General features: G+C 60.1%; 15 protein-coding genes. 9 read left to right on the top strand and 6 right to left on the bottom strand.

Features of this window, described 5'->3' with window-relative positions; genetic code table 11:
• Positions 1-200: 200 nt before the first annotated feature.
• Positions 201-1,214, top strand: a complete 1,014-nt coding sequence (gene hemB, locus KI231_RS28360; RefSeq protein WP_103302527.1) for a porphobilinogen synthase — start codon at positions 201-203, stop codon at positions 1,212-1,214.
• A gap of 18 nt (positions 1,215-1,232) precedes the next feature.
• Positions 1,233-3,458, top strand: coding sequence for a polyphosphate kinase 1 (gene ppk1, locus KI231_RS28355; RefSeq protein WP_103302526.1), 2,226 nt, complete (start codon positions 1,233-1,235; stop codon positions 3,456-3,458).
• 180 nt (positions 3,459-3,638) lie between these two features.
• Here ppk1 and ppx read toward each other — a convergent pair whose 3' ends face one another.
• The 5 genes from ppx to KI231_RS28330 form a co-directional block, all read right to left on the bottom strand.
• Complete coding sequence (gene ppx / locus KI231_RS28350; RefSeq protein WP_103302525.1) at positions 3,639-5,141, bottom strand: exopolyphosphatase; 1,503 nt, start codon at positions 5,139-5,141, stop codon at positions 3,639-3,641.
• A gap of 235 nt (positions 5,142-5,376) precedes the next feature.
• Complete coding sequence (locus KI231_RS28345) at positions 5,377-6,114, bottom strand: amino acid ABC transporter ATP-binding protein (RefSeq protein ID WP_103302524.1); 738 nt, start codon at positions 6,112-6,114, stop codon at positions 5,377-5,379.
• Complete coding sequence (locus KI231_RS28340; RefSeq protein WP_213026921.1) at positions 6,101-6,751, bottom strand: amino acid ABC transporter permease; 651 nt, start codon at positions 6,749-6,751, stop codon at positions 6,101-6,103. Before KI231_RS28340 ends, KI231_RS28345 begins: the two co-directional genes overlap by 14 nt.
• The gene (locus KI231_RS28335; protein WP_213026920.1) at positions 6,748-7,416 is read right to left on the bottom strand and encodes an amino acid ABC transporter permease; all 669 of its coding nucleotides are present in this window, start codon (positions 7,414-7,416) and stop codon (positions 6,748-6,750) included. Before KI231_RS28335 ends, KI231_RS28340 begins: the two co-directional genes overlap by 4 nt.
• A 21-nt stretch (positions 7,417-7,437) precedes the next feature.
• Entirely contained in the window at positions 7,438-8,223 is a 786-nt protein-coding gene (locus KI231_RS28330; RefSeq protein ID WP_103302521.1) for a transporter substrate-binding domain-containing protein, read from the bottom strand.
• Between the two features lie 256 nt (positions 8,224-8,479).
• On the opposite strand from KI231_RS28330, the gene KI231_RS28325 reads away from it, so the two are divergent.
• From KI231_RS28325 to KI231_RS28295, 7 genes are all read left to right on the top strand, one after another.
• A complete protein-coding gene (locus tag KI231_RS28325) occupies positions 8,480-9,187 on the top strand; it encodes a FadR/GntR family transcriptional regulator (protein ID WP_213026919.1) in 708 nt (235 codons plus the stop codon).
• Positions 9,188-9,307: 120 nt separating this feature from the next.
• Positions 9,308-9,637 (top strand): thioredoxin TrxA, encoded by a 330-nt coding sequence (trxA, locus tag KI231_RS28320; RefSeq protein WP_003206727.1) that lies wholly within the window; start codon positions 9,308-9,310, stop codon positions 9,635-9,637.
• Between the two features lie 248 nt (positions 9,638-9,885).
• Positions 9,886-11,145: a transcription termination factor Rho gene (gene rho, locus KI231_RS28315; protein ID WP_003229334.1), complete on the top strand. Its 1,260-nt coding sequence runs from the start codon at positions 9,886-9,888 to the stop codon at positions 11,143-11,145.
• A 138-nt stretch (positions 11,146-11,283) separates the two neighbouring features.
• Complete coding sequence (locus KI231_RS28310) at positions 11,284-13,245, top strand: acyltransferase family protein (protein ID WP_213026918.1); 1,962 nt, start codon at positions 11,284-11,286, stop codon at positions 13,243-13,245.
• Positions 13,246-13,325: 80 nt separating this feature from the next.
• Complete coding sequence (gene ubiD / locus KI231_RS28305; RefSeq protein WP_213026917.1) at positions 13,326-14,792, top strand: 4-hydroxy-3-polyprenylbenzoate decarboxylase; 1,467 nt, start codon at positions 13,326-13,328, stop codon at positions 14,790-14,792.
• On the top strand, positions 14,792-15,760 hold the full coding sequence (locus KI231_RS28300) for a CDP-6-deoxy-delta-3,4-glucoseen reductase (RefSeq protein ID WP_213026916.1): 969 nt from the start codon (positions 14,792-14,794) through the stop codon (positions 15,758-15,760). The genes ubiD and KI231_RS28300 overlap by 1 nt, the downstream gene beginning before the upstream one ends.
• Before the next feature lie 196 nt (positions 15,761-15,956).
• A complete protein-coding gene (locus KI231_RS28295) occupies positions 15,957-16,625 on the top strand; it encodes a gamma-glutamylcyclotransferase (RefSeq protein WP_213026915.1) in 669 nt (222 codons plus the stop codon).
• On the opposite strand, the gene glpT is transcribed toward KI231_RS28295, so the two are convergent.
• On the bottom strand, positions 16,601-17,950 hold the full coding sequence (gene glpT, locus KI231_RS28290) for a glycerol-3-phosphate transporter (protein ID WP_213026914.1): 1,350 nt from the start codon (positions 17,948-17,950) through the stop codon (positions 16,601-16,603). The genes KI231_RS28295 and glpT overlap by 25 nt on opposite strands.
• Positions 17,951-18,008: the final 58 nt, after the last annotated feature.

Below are 18,008 nucleotides of genomic sequence, written 5' to 3'. Positions count from 1 at the left end.
GTGCTGGCGAAATGAACGCGCAGCCTAACCCTTCGGACACATTCATGAAAGTGTCGAAATGTGTCTCGACGTGAACAATTCCTACACTGAGAATGGAATGCGGCTACATGTCACGGGTCTCACACAACTGTCATCTGTTAGTCATAATGGCCGTCTATAACTGTCACGCTCGCCCGTTTGCGCGGGCTCAGGAGTCTGCCGTGAGCTTTACCCCTGCCAACCGTTTATTCCCAGCCACGCGCCTGCGCCGCAATCGCCGTGATGATTTTTCGCGTCGGCTGGTGCGGGAAAATGTGCTGACGGTCGATGACCTGATCCTGCCGGTGTTCGTGCTCGACGGTGAAAACCGTCGCGAAGCCGTGGCGTCGATGCCGGGTGTAGAGCGTTTGACCATCGACCTGCTGCTTGAAGAAGCGGCGAAATGGGTCGAGCTGGGGATTCCGGCGCTGGCGCTGTTCCCGGTGACGCCACCTGAACTGAAATCCCTCGACGCTGCCGAAGCCTGGAATCCTGAAGGCATCGCCCAGCGTGCGACCCGCGCGTTGCGTGATCGCTTTCCGGAACTGGGGGTGATCACCGACGTCGCCCTCGATCCGTTCACCACCCACGGTCAGGACGGCATTCTCGACGAAGACGGCTACGTGCAGAACGACATCACCGTCGACGCACTGGTCCGCCAGGCCTTGTCCCATGCCGAGGCCGGCGCTCAAGTGGTTGCGCCGTCGGACATGATGGACGGCCGTATCCAGGCGATCCGCGAGGCGCTGGAGATTGCCGGACACGTCAATGTGCGGATCATGGCCTATTCAGCCAAGTACGCTAGCGCCTATTACGGCCCGTTCCGCGATGCCGTGGGTTCGGCTTCGAACCTGGGCAAGGCAAACAAGGCTTCCTATCAGATGGACCCGGCCAACAGCGACGAAGCGCTGCACGAAGTCGGCGCGGACTTGTCTGAAGGCGCGGACATGGTCATGGTCAAACCGGGCATGCCGTACCTGGACATTCTTTTCCGGGTAAAAGATGCCTTCAAAGTGCCGACCTTCGTCTATCAGGTTAGCGGCGAATACGCCATGCACATGGCGGCGATCCAGAATGGCTGGTTGAGCGAGGCGGTGATTCTTGAATCACTGACCGCCTTTAAACGTGCCGGCGCTGATGGCATCCTGACTTACTTTGCTGTCCGCGCCGCTCAATTGTTACGAGAGCAGAAATAGCCCTCCCAGGAACATTCGATGAATACCGAAGGACTCACAGAAGTTGCAGTAAAAGAAGCTCAGCCGGTGGTGGAGCAAATCACCGAAACCCCGCCGGAACTGGAGCCTGCGCCACCCGCGCCGGTCACCGAACCTGCTGCGGCGGCACCGGTGATAGCGATTCCCGGCCTGGATGACAGCAGCCTGTATATCCATCGCGAGCTTTCGCAACTGCAATTCAACATCCGCGTGCTGGAGCAGGCGCTGGACGAGTCCTATCCGTTGCTGGAGCGGCTGAAGTTCCTGCTGATCTTCTCCAGTAACCTCGACGAATTCTTCGAAATCCGCGTTGCCGGCCTTAAAAAGCAGATCACCTTCGCCCGTGAACAGGCCGGCGCCGATGGCCTGCAACCGCATCAAGCGCTGGCGCGGATCAGTGAGCTGGTCCACGGTCATGTTGACCGTCAGTACGCGATCCTCAACGATATCCTGCTGCCGGAGCTGGAAAAGCATCAGGTGCGCTTCATCCGTCGCCGCCACTGGACGACCAAGATCAAAACCTGGGTGCGCCGCTATTTCCGCGACGAGATCGCACCGATCATCACCCCTATCGGCCTCGACCCGACGCACCCGTTCCCGTTGCTGGTGAACAAGAGCCTGAACTTCATCGTCGAGCTCGAAGGCATCGACGCCTTCGGTCGCGATTCCGGTCTGGCGATCATCCCGGCACCGCGCCTGTTGCCACGGATCATCAAGGTACCGGAAGAAGTCGGCGGCGCCGGCGACAACTATGTGTTCCTCTCGTCGATGATCCACGCTCACGCCGATGACCTGTTCCAGGGCATGAAGGTCAAGGGCTGCTACCAGTTCCGCCTCACCCGAAACGCCGACCTGGCGCTGGATTCCGAAGACGTCGAAGACCTTGCCCGCGCCCTGCGTGGCGAGTTGTTCTCGCGTCGTTACGGTGACGCGGTGCGTCTGGAAGTCGCCGACACCTGCCCGAAACACCTGTCGGACTACCTGCTCAAGCAGTTCAACCTGAGCGAGACCGAGCTGTATCAGGTCAACGGTCCGGTCAACCTGACGCGCCTGTTCAGCATCACCGGTCTGGATAGTCATCCGGAGCTGCAATACACGCCGTTCACCCCGCAGATCCCGAAACTGCTGCAAAACAGCGAGAACATTTTCAGCGTGGTCAGCAAGCAGGACATTTTGCTGCTGCACCCGTTCGAGTCGTTCACCCCGGTGGTCGACCTGCTGCGCCAGGCGGCGAAAGACCCGCACGTTCTGGCCGTGCGTCAGACGCTGTACCGCTCCGGCGCCAACTCGGAAATCGTCGATGCGCTGGTAGACGCCGCGCGTAACGGCAAGGAAGTCACGGCGGTCATCGAACTGCGTGCGCGTTTTGACGAAGAATCCAACCTGCAACTGGCCAGCCGTCTGCAAGCAGCGGGCGCGGTGGTGATCTACGGCGTGGTCGGCTTCAAGACCCACGCCAAGATGATGCTGATCCTGCGTCGCGAGGCCGGCGAGATTGTGCGTTACGCGCACCTCGGCACCGGTAACTATCACGCCGGCAACGCCAAGCTCTACACCGACTACAGCTTGCTGACCTCCGACGATGCCTTGTGCGAAGACGTCGGCAAACTGTTCAGCCAGTTGATCGGCATGGGTAAAACGCTGCGCATGAAGAAGCTGTTGCATGCGCCGTTTACCCTGAAGAAGGGCATGCTCGACATGATTGCCCGCGAAACCCAGTTCGCCGTCGAAGGCAAACCGGCGCACATCATTGCCAAGTTCAACTCGCTGACCGATCCGAAGATCATTCGCGCGCTGTACAAGGCCAGCCAGTCCGGCGTGCGCATCGATCTGGTGGTGCGTGGCATGTGCTGCCTGCGGCCGGGCATCGCCGGGGTTTCGCACAACATTCATGTGCGCTCGATCATCGGCCGCTTCCTTGAGCACACCCGGGTGTTCTACTTCCTTAATGGCGGCGAGGAGCAGATGTTCCTCTCCAGTGCCGACTGGATGGAACGCAACCTCGACAAGCGCGTCGAGACTTGCTTCCCGGTGGAAGGCAAAAAGCTGCTGACCCGCGTGAAGAAAGAGCTGGAGCTGTACCTGACCGACAACACTCACAGCTGGAGCTTGCAGTCGGATGGTCGTTATATCCGCAACACGCCGACCGGCAACCAGAACCCGCGCAGTGCGCAGGCGACGTTGCTGGAGCGGTTGGGCAGCCCGATTTTGCCGGTGAGCAGCTGACCTTCAGCCCATAAAAAAGGCGATCCCACGGGATCGCCTTTTTTGTGCCTGCCGTTCACTCACCTGTGGCGAGGGGATTTATCCCCGATGGGGCGCGAAGCGGCCCCGGTCTTTTTCCCCAAAAAAAGCTGGGACTGCTCCGCAGTCCATCGGGGATAAATCCCCTCGCCACAAGGGTTATCAGTGGACGGTGAGGACGATGCCAACCCGCGTCAACCAATCCGCCTCAAGCCCGAAATCCGCCTGAGTCAGCTGATTCTCATCCAGCCAGTTTTCCGGGAATTCCACATCCAGAGTGTTGCCCTTCGCATGCAAAACCACCTGCGGCATCGCCTGCGTCCCACGAATGTGGTGGAACAGAATGGCAAAGCGCAGCAACACGCAGAGGCGGATCAGCTTGTCGCCGTCGTCACCGAAATCGGCAAACTTGTCCTTGGGAATGTTGCGGCGATGGCCGCGCACCAGCAGGGCGAGCATTTGCTGATCTTCGCGGGAGAACCCGGCCAGATCCGAGTGCTCGATCAGGTAGGCGCCGTGCTTGTGGTAGTGATAGTGGGCGATGTCGAGGCCGACTTCGTGCACTTTCGCAGCCCAGCCCAGCAGTTCGCGCCAGATACCGTCATCCAGTTCCCAGTCCGCAGCCACCTGATCGAAGGCGTGCAGGGCTTTGCGTTCAACCCGCGCGGCCTGTTCCAGGTCGACGTGATAGCGCTCCATCAGCGAGGTCAGGGTGCGTTCGCGCACGTCTTCGTGGTGATGGCGACCTAGCAGGTCGTAGAGCACGCCCTCACGCAGCGCACCGTCGCAGTGATCCATGCGTTGCAGTTCAAGGGCGTCGAAGATCGCTTCGAGAATCGCCAGACCTGCCGGGAAAATTGCCCGGCGATCAGGCTTGATGCCTTCGAAATCGATCTTGTCGACATCGCCGAGTTTGAACAGCCGGCGCTTGAGCCACGCCAGACCTTCGGCATTCACTTCACCAGTGCCGTGCCCGCCGGCCTTCAGCGCCAGGCCGATGGCGCGGATGGTGCCCGAGGAGCCGATGGCTTCATCCCAGGTCAGGCGATGCAGGGCGTGTTCGATGCTCATGATCTCCAGTCGCGCCGCCGTGTAGGCCTGGGCGTAGCGGGCCGGAGTAATCTTGCCGTCCTTGAAATAGCGTTGAGTGAAGCTGACGCAGCCCATCTGCAGGCTTTCGCGCAGCAGCGGTTCGAAGCGCTGGCCAATGATGAATTCGGTACTGCCACCGCCGATGTCGGCGACCAGGCGTTTGCCCGGGGTGTCGGCGAGGGTGTGCGACACGCCCAGATAGATCAGGCGCGCCTCTTCACGGCCGGAGATGACTTCCACCGGGTGGCCGAGGATTTCTTCGGCGCGGTGAATGAATTCGAGGCGGTTGCGCGCTTCGCGCAGGGCGTTGGTGCCGACGATGCGTACGGCGCCCAGCGGCATACCGTTGATCAGTTGGGCAAAACGCTTGAGGCAATCGAGGCCACGTTGCATCGATTCTTCGTTGAGCTGGCGCTGATCGTCGATGCCGGCGGCCAGCTGAACCTTCTCGCCCAGGCGCTCGAGAATGCGGATTTCGCCGTTCTGGGCCTTGGCCACGACCATGTGAAAGCTGTTGGAGCCCAGGTCGATTGCGGCGATCAGGGACAGATTCTTGGCTTGGGATTGCGGCATGGTCTGGGGGTCTCGGTCGATAACCCCGACATCGTGCCACGATCAAACGCTGGCGCCAACGCGCACGGTTGAAACCGTTGATTCAGCGCAGAAAAGCTTGAGACCGCAGCGCGGTCAATCGCGGGCGAGCCCGCTCCCACAGGTTTTTGTGTCGAACACACAATCATGTTCCGCCGCAGAACCCTGTGGGAGCGGGCTGGCCCGCGAAGGGGTCGCTAAAGTCCCTGAATAACCTTCAGGCTGTCGCTTCAACCGTACCAATGAAGTTGGCCAATTCCACCGTCTGCGGATTGGCAAACAACACCTTCGGATCCCCCACCTCATGCACCTTGCCGTGGTGCATGAACACCAGTTTGTCACCCACCTCACGAGCAAAGCGCATTTCGTGGGTGACCATGATCAGCGTCATGCCCTCCTTGGCCAGTTGGCGCACCACGGCGAGCACTTCATTGACCAGTTCCGGGTCGAGCGCCGAGGTGATCTCGTCACACAACAGCACCTTGGGCGACATTGCCAGCGCCCGGGCAATCGCCACCCGTTGCTGTTGCCCGCCGGACAACCGATCCGGGAAGGCATCAAATTTCTCCCCCAGGCCGACCCGTTCGAGCATCTTGCGCGCCAGATCCGCAGCCTTGGCCTTGGGCACCTTCTGCACCACTTGCGGCGCGAGCATCACGTTTTCACCCACGGTCAGGTGCGGGAACAGGTTGAACTGCTGAAACACCATGCCGACCTTCTGCCGCAGGCTGCGCAGGTCGGCGCGGGCGGCGTCGAGGTACTCGCCGTCGACTTCGATCACGCCGTCGTTGATCGATTCCAGGCCATTGAGCGTGCGCAGCAGGGTCGATTTGCCCGAGCCGCTGCGGCCGATGATTGCCACCACCTGGCCTTCCTCGACGCTGAGGTCGATACCTTTGAGCACGTGGTGATCGCCGTAGTATTTATGCAGGGCGGAAATTCTAAGCAGAGGCATGCAGTCTCCTTTCCAGGTAGCGCGCACTGAGGGACAAGGGGTAGCAGAGCAGGAAGTAGCCGAGGGCGACGAGGCCGTAGACCATGAACGGTTCGAACGTGGCGTTGGCGAGCATGCCGCCGGTCTTGGTCAGTTCGGTGAAACCGATGATCGAGGTCACGGCGGTGCCTTTGACCACTTGCACCGAAAAGCCCACGGTCGGCGCCACGGCAATGCGCAAGGCTTGCGGCAGGATCACGTAGCGCAGCTGTTCCAGGGGATTCAGCGCCAGACTCGCCGAGGCTTCCCATTGGCCATTCGCGATCGATCCGACGCAGCCACGCCAGATCTCCGCCAGATAGGCGCTGGTGAACAAGGTCAGAGCAATCGCCGCCGCCATCCACGGCGAGATTTCGAGCCCCGCCAGTGCGACGCCGAAGAACACCAGAAACAGCTGCATCAACAGCGGCGTGCCCTGAAACAGTTCGATCCAGGTCCGGGCGATGTTGCTCGACACAGGGTTTTTCGAGATGCGCATGATCAGGATCAGCAGCCCGACGAGGCCACCGCCGATAAACGCCACCAGCGACAACGCCAGCGTCCATTGCAGACCGGTGAGCAGGTTGCGCAGGATGTCCCAGAAGGTGAAGTCGCTCATTGGCTGCTCCTCGCGATGTAGCGGCGGCCGACCCAGTTCAGCAGTTGGCGGATCAGCAGCGCCATGCACAGGTAGATCAGCGTGGTCAGCGCGTAGGTTTCAAAAGCGCGGAAGTTGCGCGACTGAATGAAGTTGGCGGCGAAGCTCAGCTCCTCGGTGGCGATCTGCGAACACACCGCCGAGCCGAGCATGACGATGATGATCTGGCTGCTCAGGGCCGGCCAGACCTTGCCCAGCGCCGGCAGCAGCACCACATGGCGGAACGCCTCGAAGCGCGTCATTGCCAGCGCGGCGGCGGCTTCCAGTTGTCCGCGCGGGATCGCCTGAATGCCGGCGCGGATGATCTCGGTCGAGTAAGCGCCGAGGTTGATCACCATCGCCAGCACCGCCGCCTGCCACTCGGAAATCTGCACGCCCAGCGACGGCAGGCCGAAGAAGATGAAGAACAGTTGCACCAGAAACGGCGTGTTGCGGATCAACTCGACGTAGACGCCGAAGATCGCCGAGAACGGGCGAATATTCCACGCCCGCACCAGCGCCCCGACAATGCCCACGCCAACCCCGAGCAGCGCGCCAATGGCCGTCAACTCAAGGGTGAACAGCGCGCCGCGCAGCAACAGGTCGGTGTTTTCCAGCACCGGCATGAAATCGAACTGATAAGCCATGAAAGTCTCCCGCGCAGTCGATCAGAGATCGGCCGGCAGCGGCTCTTTCAGCCAGGTCTGCGAGTTCTTTTCCAGAGCGCCGTCAGCCTTGGCGGTGGTCAGGATGTCGTTGACCTTGGCCAGCAGCGCCGCTTCGTTCTTGTTCACGCCAACGTAGACCGGCGAATCCTTGAGCTTCACTTTCAGCGCCGGCACACGTTTTGGGTTCTTTTCGCTGATCGCGACCATCACCACGTTGCCGCTGGCGATCAGGTCGACTTGGCCTGCGAGGTAAGCGGCGATGGTCGAGTTGTTGTCTTCGAAGCGCTTGATGGTCACGCCTTCGGGGGCAACCTTGGTCAGCTCGATGTCTTCGATGGCGCCACGGGTGACGCTGATGGTTTTGCCTTTGAGGTCGTCAAGGTTGGCGATCGCAGCGTCTGGCGGGCCGAACACGGCGAGGTAGAACGGCGCGTAGGCGCGGGAAAAATCGATGACTTTCTCGCGCTCGGGGTTTTTGCCGAGGCTGGAAATCACCAGATCGACCTTGCCGGTGGTCAGGAACGGGATGCGGTTAGTGCTGTTGACCGGCGTCAGTTCGAGTTTGACCTTGAGTTGATCGGCCAGCAGTTTCGCCGTATCGATGTCCAGGCCACGAGGCTTCATGTCCGGGCCGACCGAGCCGAAAGGCGGGAAGTCCTGCGGCACCGCAACTTTCAATGTGCCGCGTTTGACCACATCGTCGAGACCGTCGGCGTGAGCAGGGGCTTGGCTTAGCAGCAGAGAGGAGAACAGGGCGGCGAGGAGGGCGCTGTAACGCTTGGTCATGGACAATCTCCGGATCGGCGGGAAGTTAAATCTGCGATCGGACAGAGCATGTGCCGTGCCAATACGCGTATTTCGTCCCGGCAGGCCGCAGTTTCAGCGGGTTTGTTCGGTCTTACTGGTCTGAACAGTCAGGTTGTTTTTCGCACTGCCATGGCGCATCGGCCCGCCGCACCGAACCCCGCTGGGGCACGACTTGCCGGACTCGGCGAATAGCTTTACAACTAGCCGCACATTGGCCTGGCGCGTCCGAAAAACCATGAATTCGATCTCCCGTGCGGTACCCGAAGTGGCGCTGCAAGCGATCCGCAAACTGATCACCGAACAGGGCTTTGGCGCGGGCGATGCCTTGCCGTCACAACGGGATCTGGCGTTGCAGTTGGGCGTCAGCCGCGCTTCGTTGCGTGAGGCGTTGTCGTCGCTGAGTGCCCTCGGGGTGGTCAGCATTCAGCCGGGCAAGGGGGTTTTCGTACAGTCACCGGTCGAGTTGTTGCGCGGTGAGAATGCTCCAGGCTGGTCGTTCGCGGCGCAGGCCTCGCCGCTGGATATCTTTCAACTTCGCTATGCACTGGAAGGCTTTGCCGCCGGGCTGGCGGCGGTGACGCTGAGCACGTTCGATCTGGATGTGCTGGAAGACAACGTGGCGGCGATGCGCGAGCAGTTGAAGGCTGGCGATTTCGAAGCAGCGGCAAAACTGGACTTTGAGTTCCACCGGCGAATCCTGCTGGCCAGCGGCAATCAAGCGATGCTGAGCATCCTCACCGCCAGCGCCGAGATCTTCCTGGAGAGCCAGAAACTACCGTTCATCCGCGCCGAACGGGCCATGGAAACCTGGCAGGAACACCGCAAGATCCTTCGTGCACTGGCTCGCCGTGCCTCGGGCGCTGCACAAAAAGCCATGCAGGAGCACGTGCGCAACGCGGCACTGCGCACCGGAATCGCTTTCATCGCCCCCGCCACGGCGTGACTTGAGCTATACCCAAACTCATGGGGCACCATAGCAAGACTCAATCATCTGCGGCTTCCTGAACCGGGGAAGGGCGGATATGATGGGCCACGTTTTTTTGCTTACAACCTGGAGAATTCCATGAGCAGCGATCTTATCAAACACGTTAGCGACGCTAGCTTCGAAGCCGACGTACTCAAGGCCGAAGGCGCTGTACTGGTCGACTACTGGGCTGAATGGTGTGGCCCTTGCAAAATGATCGCTCCGGTTCTGGACGAGATTGCCGAGACTTACAAAGGCAAGCTGACCGTTGCCAAACTGAACATCGACGAGAACCAGGAAACCCCGGCCAAGCACGGCGTGCGTGGTATCCCTACTCTGATGCTGTTCAAGAACGGCAACGTTGAAGCGACCAAAGTCGGCGCCCTGTCGAAGTCGCAACTGGCTGCTTTCCTCGACGCCAACATCTAAGCGTCGCTGTAAAGTGCCTGAAAAAAAGCCCCGCAATTAGCGGGGCTTTTTGCGTATTCAGGGCTAGACGCTCCGAAACTCAGGTGGTACATTCGGCCCCGCACTGGTTTCTCCACTGCCCCCTGCTAGCCGTCGCCGACGCACTCCTTTTCGAATAAGTTCGCGATCCTGTCGCCTTCTCCGCGGCGCGGCCTCATTAAGCCAAAAGCTTAATTTCCCCCCTCCATAAATGATTACGTCATTCCTATATGAATCTGACTGAACTCAAGCAAAAGCCGATTACCGAACTGCTCGAATTGGCCGAACAGATGGGCATAGAAAATATGGCCCGTTCGCGCAAGCAGGACGTGATTTTCTCCCTGCTGAAAAAGCACGCCAAAAGCGGCGAGGAAATCTCCGGTGATGGCGTGCTGGAGATTCTCCAGGACGGCTTCGGCTTCCTGCGCTCCGCTGACGCCTCCTACCTGGCCGGCCCGGACGATATCTACGTCTCGCCGAGCCAGATCCGCCGTTTCAACTTGCGCACCGGTGACACCATCGTTGGCAAGATTCGCCCTCCGAAGGAAGGCGAGCGGTATTTCGCCCTGCTCAAGGTCGACACGATCAACTTCGATCGTCCGGAGAACGCGAAAAACAAGATTCTCTTCGAGAACCTGACCCCGCTGTTCCCGACCGTGCGCATGAAGATGGAAGCCGGTAACGGTTCCACCGAAGACTTGACCGGTCGTGTGATCGACCTGTGCGCCCCGATCGGCAAAGGCCAGCGTGGTCTGATCGTCGCTCCGCCGAAAGCCGGTAAAACGATCATGCTGCAAAACATCGCAGCGAACATCGCCCGTAACAACCCTGAAGTTCATCTGATCGTGCTGCTGATCGACGAACGTCCGGAAGAAGTGACCGAAATGCAGCGCACCGTGCGCGGCGAAGTGGTTGCCTCGACCTTCGACGAACCGCCGACCCGTCACGTACAGGTTGCCGAAATGGTGATCGAGAAGGCCAAGCGCCTTGTTGAACACAAGAAGGACGTGGTGATCCTGCTCGACTCCATCACCCGTCTGGCCCGCGCCTACAACACCGTGATCCCGAGCTCCGGCAAAGTGCTGACCGGTGGTGTCGATGCCCACGCCCTGGAGAAGCCAAAACGTTTCTTCGGTGCTGCGCGAAACATCGAAGAAGGCGGCTCGCTGACCATTATCGCCACCGCGCTGGTTGAAACCGGCTCGAAGATGGACGAAGTGATCTACGAAGAGTTCAAGGGTACCGGCAACATGGAACTGCCGCTGGACCGCAAGATTGCGGAAAAGCGCGTCTTCCCGGCCATCAACATCAACCGTTCCGGCACCCGCCGCGAAGAGTTGCTGACCGCCGACGACGAACTGCAGCGCATGTGGATCCTGCGCAAGCTGCTGCACCCGATGGACGAAGTTGCCGCCATCGAGTTCCTGGTCGACAAGCTGAAAACGACCAAGACCAACGACGAGTTCTTCTTGTCGATGAAGCGCAAGTGATACGAAAAGCTGTTTGAAAAAGGCGCCCGAAAGGGCGCTTTTTTTTGTGCCGGATTATTTGTATCTGGATTGAAGTTTGCGCGGCTGATAACTTCGCGCCTTCAAGGGATTTTGTATCCAGATCAGGTAAGGTTTTTCATGCACACGTTTGGCAATCGCCGTGATATCGACGGATTACGGGCACTGGCGGTTTTACCCGTCGTACTGTTTCATTTCGGATTCAATACGTTCAGTGGCGGCTTTGTCGGCGTTGATGTGTTTTTCGTCATCTCCGGATTCCTGATCACTTCGATCCTGTTCCGTGAAATCAGTGCGCAGCGCTTCAGCTTCCTCGATTTCTGGGGGCGTCGCGCCCGGCGCATCCTGCCGGCATTGACCGTGGTTGTAGTGGTGACGCTGGCACTAGGCTGGCTTTTGCTGACGGCCAAAGACCTGGCAGAGCTGGGGCGCACGATTCGTTACCAATCCCTGTTCATTTCCAACATTCTGTTCATGCGCGAGGACGGCTACTTCCAGCCCGCCTCGGAACTCAAGCCGTTGCTGCATACCTGGTCGCTGGCGGTGGAGGAGCAGTACTACATTTTCTTCCCGCTGATGATGGTGTTGCTGATGCGCTACGTCCGGCATTGGCGCTGGATGTTGTTCGCGGTGCTGCTGGTGTCGTTCGGTTTGAACATCCTCTACATCGAACGCAGACCTGAATTCGCCTTTTTCGCGCTGCCGACCCGCGCCTGGGAGTTGCTCTGCGGGGCCATGCTGGCGGTGTTGCCGGTACCGAAACACGTCGCGCGGCCATGGCTGCGGCAGACCATTGGCCTGGCCGGGCTGGCGGCGGTGCTGGTGGCCGTTTTCACTTTTGACAAGACCACGGTGTTCCCGGGCTGGGCAGCCTTGCTGCCGGTACTGGGCACAACGGCGCTGATCTGGTCTGGCGCACAGGGCGCAACCTGGGCCAGTCGTCTGTTGAGTGTCCGGGTTCTGGTCTGGATTGGCTTGCTTTCTTACTCGCTTTATCTGTGGCACTGGCCGGTTTATGTGTATGCCAACGCGATTTCCATCGACGGCATCCAGCCGCTGGAAGCGCTCGGCTGGATGGCCTTGGCGTTGGCCCTGGCGTGGCTGAGCCTGCGGTATATCGAACTGCCGTTTCGTGAGAAGCGAGTGTTTGCCAGCCGTAACTCGGTGTTGGTCGGTGGTTTGGTGTCGATCACGGTGCTGGCGATTACCGGTTCGGTGATTCGCTCGGCAGACGGTGTTCCGCAACGTCTCAGCGGCAAGGCGCTCGAGTATGCACAATCGCGTGAGTGGAACGCCGGGCAGTCGAAGTGCATGCACTTGAGCACCGACAAGGCGCTGACCAAGTCCTGCCTGGTGGGCGGTGACCAAAGTATTACGGCGACAAAAATGTTCTGGGGCGACAGTCACGCCGCCGCATTGTTGCCGGCCATCGAGGGCAATACTGGCCGCAACGTGCAGCCGGTGTGGCTGTACAGCCTGACGGGGTGCCCGCCGATCATCGATGATGCGTTGCGCCCGCAGTGCAAAGACTTCAACCAGCGCAACATGGAACGCGTCATCAGTCTGGGGATCAAGGACGTGGTACTGGCAGCAAACTGGAGTCTGTACGTTTATGGCCGCGAAGACGGCGACGGGGATCGACAGTTCCTGCTTGATCGCAAAGACAACCCGCGCCAGGCAGAGCAACGAATGGCTGCCGCTATCAAAGCGCGTGTGGCCGAGTTGCGCGAGTCCGGCGTGCAAGTCTGGCTGTTCAAGGAAGTGCCACTGCAGCACAAGAGTTACATCGACCGCCTGACCAGCCTGGCCCGGATCGGCCGTTCGGCAGAAGGGCTTGGTCGTCCGCTCAGTGAACATCTGGCACGTCAGCAGTTTTTCACTGACCTGTTCGCTTCGATGAGCGCCGCCGATTCCGGCGTGCATGTCATCGACCCGACACCGCTGATGTGCAAGGACGGGCTCTGCGCCATCGATGTCGACGGCCACTCGCAGTACAAGGATGCGGATCATCTTTCGGACGTCGGTAGTGCCAGACTGAGCCCGTTGTTTGCGCCGATCCTGCTGGGCACGAGCCACAATTGAACGATGCCGGGCGCTGACGGGCTGCTGTTTGCCCGTCAGAGCAGGTAGGATGTACGCCTATTTTGAGGGTGCCATCGTCAATGAAATTCAAGGATCTTCGGGATTTCGTGCAGCAGCTTGAGCAGCGCGGAGAGTTGAAACGCATCCAGATTCCCGTCTCGCCGGTGCTGGAAATGACCGAGGTGTGCGATCGCACGCTGCGGGCCAAAGGCCCGGCGCTGCTGTTCGAAAAACCGACCGGCTACGACATTCCGGTGCTCGGCAACCTGTTCGGCACGCCCGAGCGGGTGGCGATGGGCATGGGCGCCGAATCGCTCAGCGAGCTGCGCGAAATAGGCAAGTTGCTGGCGTTCCTCAAGGAGCCGGAGCCGCCGAAGGGCTTGAAAGACGCCTGGTCGAAACTGCCGATCTTCCGCAAGATCATCTCGATGGCGCCGAAAGTCGTCAAAGACGCGGTGTGCCAGGAAGTGGTCATCGAAGGCGACGACGTCGACCTGGCGATGTTGCCGGTACAGACCTGCTGGCCCGGCGACGTCGGTCCGCTGATCACCTGGGGCCTGACCGTCACCAAAGGCCCGAACAAGGACCGGCAGAATCTCGGTATCTACCGTCAGCAAGTGATCGGCCGCAACAAAGTCATCATGCGCTGGCTCAGCCACCGTGGCGGCGCGCTGGACTATCGCGAATGGTGCGAGAAACATCCGGGCCAGCCGTTCCCGGTGTCTGTGGCCCTTGGCGCCGATCCGGCAACCATCCTTGGCGCCGTGACCCCGGTGCCGGACAGCCTGTCCGAATACGCTTTCGCCGGCCTGCTGCGCGGTAACCGCACCGAACTGGTGAAGTGCCGTGGCAACGACCTGCAAGTGCCGGCCACCGCCGAGATCATCCTTGAAGGCGTGATCCACCCGGGCGAAATGGCCGACGAAGGCCCGTACGGCGACCACACCGGTTACTACAACGAAGTCGACAGCTTCCCGGTGTTCACCGTCGAGCGCATCACCCACCGCATCAAACCGATCTACCACAGCACTTACACTGGCCGTCCGCCGGATGAGCCGGCGATCCTCGGTGTAGCACTCAATGAAGTGTTCGTGCCGATCCTGCAGAAGCAGTTCCCGGAGATCACCGACTTCTACCTGCCGCCGGAAGGCTGCTCGTACCGCATGGCCATCGTGACCATGAAGAAGTCGTATCCGGGGCATGCCAAGCGCGTGATGCTCGGTGTCTGGTCGTTTTTGCGACAGTTCATGTACACCAAGTTCGTTATCGTCTGTGACGACGATATCAACGCCCGGGACTGGAACGACGTGATCTGGGCCATCACCACGCGCATGGACCCCAAGCGTGACACGGTGATGATCGATAACACGCCGATCGACTATCTCGACTTCGCCTCGCCGGTCTCCGGCCTGGGTTCGAAAATGGGCCTGGATGCCACCCACAAGTGGCCGGGCGAAACCACTCGCGAGTGGGGCCGTGTGATCGTCAAGGACGACGCCGTCACCCAACGGATCGATGCCATCTGGAATCAGTTAGGAATAGATTGATGCGTGTAACCCTGCAGCCCTCCGGAGCGGTGCTTGAGATACGGCCCGGCGAGCGGATTCTCGATGGTGCGCGGCGCCTGGGCTACGAATGCCCGCAAAGCTGCCGCAACGGCAATTGTCACGTGTGTGCGGCGCTGCTGGTCGAAGGCCGTGTCGAGCAGGCCGGCAAGGTGCATGACCACGGCGAGTTCTACACTTGCATAGCCGAGCCGCTGGAAGACTGCATCCTGCTGTGGGATGGCGTGCTCGCGCTGGGAGAACTGCCGGTGCGCAGCCTGTCGTGTCAGGTCATTGAATGCCGGGACGTCGGCGGCGACACCTGGCGTGTGCGTCTGCGTGCACCGGCCGGCAAGCCACCGCGTTATCACGCCGGGCAGTATCTGATGATCGAACGCGAGAACGGCGAGAAGTCGGCGTTCTCCATGGCCTCGGCACCCCACGGCGGGCGCGATCTGGAAATCCACGTGCTGGCGCGCGAAGCCAGTGCGTTGAGTCTGATCGAACAGCTGCAACGCAACGCGATGGTGCGCGTCGAACTGCCGTTCGGTGACACCCATCTTGCCGAATTGCCTGACGGACCGCTGGTGCTGATCGCCGCAGGTACTGGCATGGGCCAGATCCACAGCCTGATCGAGCATTGCCGCGCCAACGGCTTCAAACACCCGGTGCATCTGTACTGGGGCGTGCGTCGTCCGGAAGATTTCTATGACATCGAACACTGGGACGAATGGTTGAAACTGCCCAATCTGTTTCTGCACAAAGTCGTCAGCGACCAATGCGGTTGGGAAGGGCGCTGCGGGATGTTGCACGAAGCGGTGTGCGAAGACTTCCCGGATCTGAAACCGTTGCACGTCTACGCCAGCGGCTCACCGGCCATGGTCTACGGCACGCTGGATGCACTTGTTGAAGCTGGCATGGACGCTCATCAAATGCGTGCCGATGTGTTCGCTTACGCTCCGCGCTCCTGAGTCTTTATAACCCTCTATATAGCTGATCGGTATTTATCTAATTGGGTAAATACCGCTAGGTTATATATCAATAGGGCAATTAATTAAGAACTGTGCCATGGCACTTAAATTGCCTTAAAACATATGTGCCTTATTGTTACAGCGGTGCGTTCTATTAAGTAATTCTTCACCCGCGGGGAGCTGAACGCTATTCGCCATGAGCGCCATTGAAAACGGATTCTTGAATCTTGCTTACCCTCCACGGCTCGATCTTGGGCCGCAGCTGACGCACGAACAACTTCTCGCTTCCATGCAATCGACCATGGCACGCCACAAGGGCGGGCCGGTGTGGCTGTTCGCCTATGGTTCGCTGATCTGGCGGCCGGAATGTTCGGCAGTCGAACGGGTGCGCGGTCGCGTGCATGGCTACCATCGCGGCTTGTACCTGTGGTCGCACGAGCATCGCGGCACGCCGGAAATGCCCGGCCTGGTGTTTGGTCTGGATCGCGGCGGTTCGTGCAGCGGCTTCGCCTATCGGCTGCCGGAAGACAACCTCGACGCTGCGCTGTATGCGCTGTGGAAACGCGAGATGCCGGTGCCGTCCTATCGGCCACACTGGCTCAATTGCCGGCTCGAAGATGGCACTCAGGTACAGGCGTTGGGGTTTGTTCTGGAGCGACACCTGCCCAGCTATGCCGGCAACCTGCCGGATCATGTGCTGAGCCAGGTGTTCGAAAGCGCCTGCGGGCGTTACGGCACCACTCGCGATTATGTCGAGCAGACCGCACACGCCCTGCGCAGCCACGCCATGCCAGACCGAAATCTGGAGGCGCGACTCAAGCGCTGCAAATCAACAGCCGATCAGGCGATGGCTTCGCGGCTCTGACTGGCGACTTGCTTGTGCCACAGGGTCGGGGCCAGGAAGGCCATCGACAGCAGGCAAGCGCCGACCAGCAAGACGAAACCACCGTCCCAGCCGAAGTGGTCCACGGTGTAGCCCATCGCCGCACTGGCCGCGACCGAACCGCCCAGATAACCGAACAGACCGGTGAAACCGGCAGCAGTGCCGGCGGCTTTCTTCGGTGCCAGTTCCAGCGCCTGCAGGCCGATCAGCATTACCGGGCCGTAGATCAGGAAGCCGATGGAGAACAGCGCGATCATGTCGACGGTCGGGTTGCCGGCCGGGTTCAACCAGTAAACCAGGGTCGCCACGGTCACCAGTGCCATGAACACCATGCCGGTCAGGCCACGGTTGCCACGGAAGATCTTGTCCGACATCCAGCCGCACAGCAGCGTGCCCGGAATGCCCGCCCACTCGTAGAAGAAATAGGCCCACGAGGTTTTATCCACGGTGAAACCCTTGGCTTCCTTGAGGTAGGTCGGCGCCCAGTCCAGCACGCCATAGCGCAGCAGGTAGACGAAGACGTTGGCCATGGCGATGTACCAGAGCATTTTGTTGCGCAGCACGTACTTGACGAAGATTTCCTTGGCGCTGAATTCGTCTTCGTGGCTGGCGTCGTAACCTTCCGGGTAGTCGTTCTTGTACTTCTCGATCGGCGGCAGGCCCACCGATTGCGGGGTGTCGCGCATGGTGATGAAGGCAAACACCGCCACGCCCAGCGCCACAGCGGCTGGTACGTAGAACGCTGCGTGCCAGTCGTTGAACAGGCCCATGCCGATCAGGAACAGCGGGCCGATCAGGCCACCGCCGACGTTATGCGCCACGTTCCACACCGACACTACGCCGCCACGTTCCTTCTGCGACCACCAGTGCACCATGGTCCGGCCACTTGGCGGCCAACCCATGCCTTGGGCCCAGCCGTTAATGAACAACAGAATGAACATCATGGTCACGCTGGACGTTGCCCATGGTGCGAAACCGAAAATGAACATCACCCCGGCCGAGACCAGCAGGCCGAACGGCAGGAAGTAACGCGGGTTGGAGCGGTCGGACACCAGGCCCATGAGGAATTTCGACAAGCCGTAAGCGATCGCGATCGCCGACATCGCCAGACCCAGATCACCGCGGCTGTAGCCTTCTTCGATCAGGTACGGCATGGCCAGGGAGAAGTTTTTGCGCAGCAGGTAATAACCCGCGTAGCCAAAGAAGATACCGGCGAAGATCTGCCAGCGCAGGCGTCGGTAAGTGCTGTCTATTTTTTCTTCAGGCAATGGAGCCTGATGTGCGGCAGGACGAAAGAAAGCAAACATTCAAGAGCTCCAAATTTCTTGTTTTGACTGCGGATGCGAATGTTACAGTTTCGTTACC

This window comes from Pseudomonas sp. Seg1 (assembly GCF_018326005.1).
GTDB lineage: Bacteria > Pseudomonadota > Gammaproteobacteria > Pseudomonadales > Pseudomonadaceae > Aquipseudomonas.
This window is presented reverse-complemented; position numbering and strand designations above follow the sequence as displayed.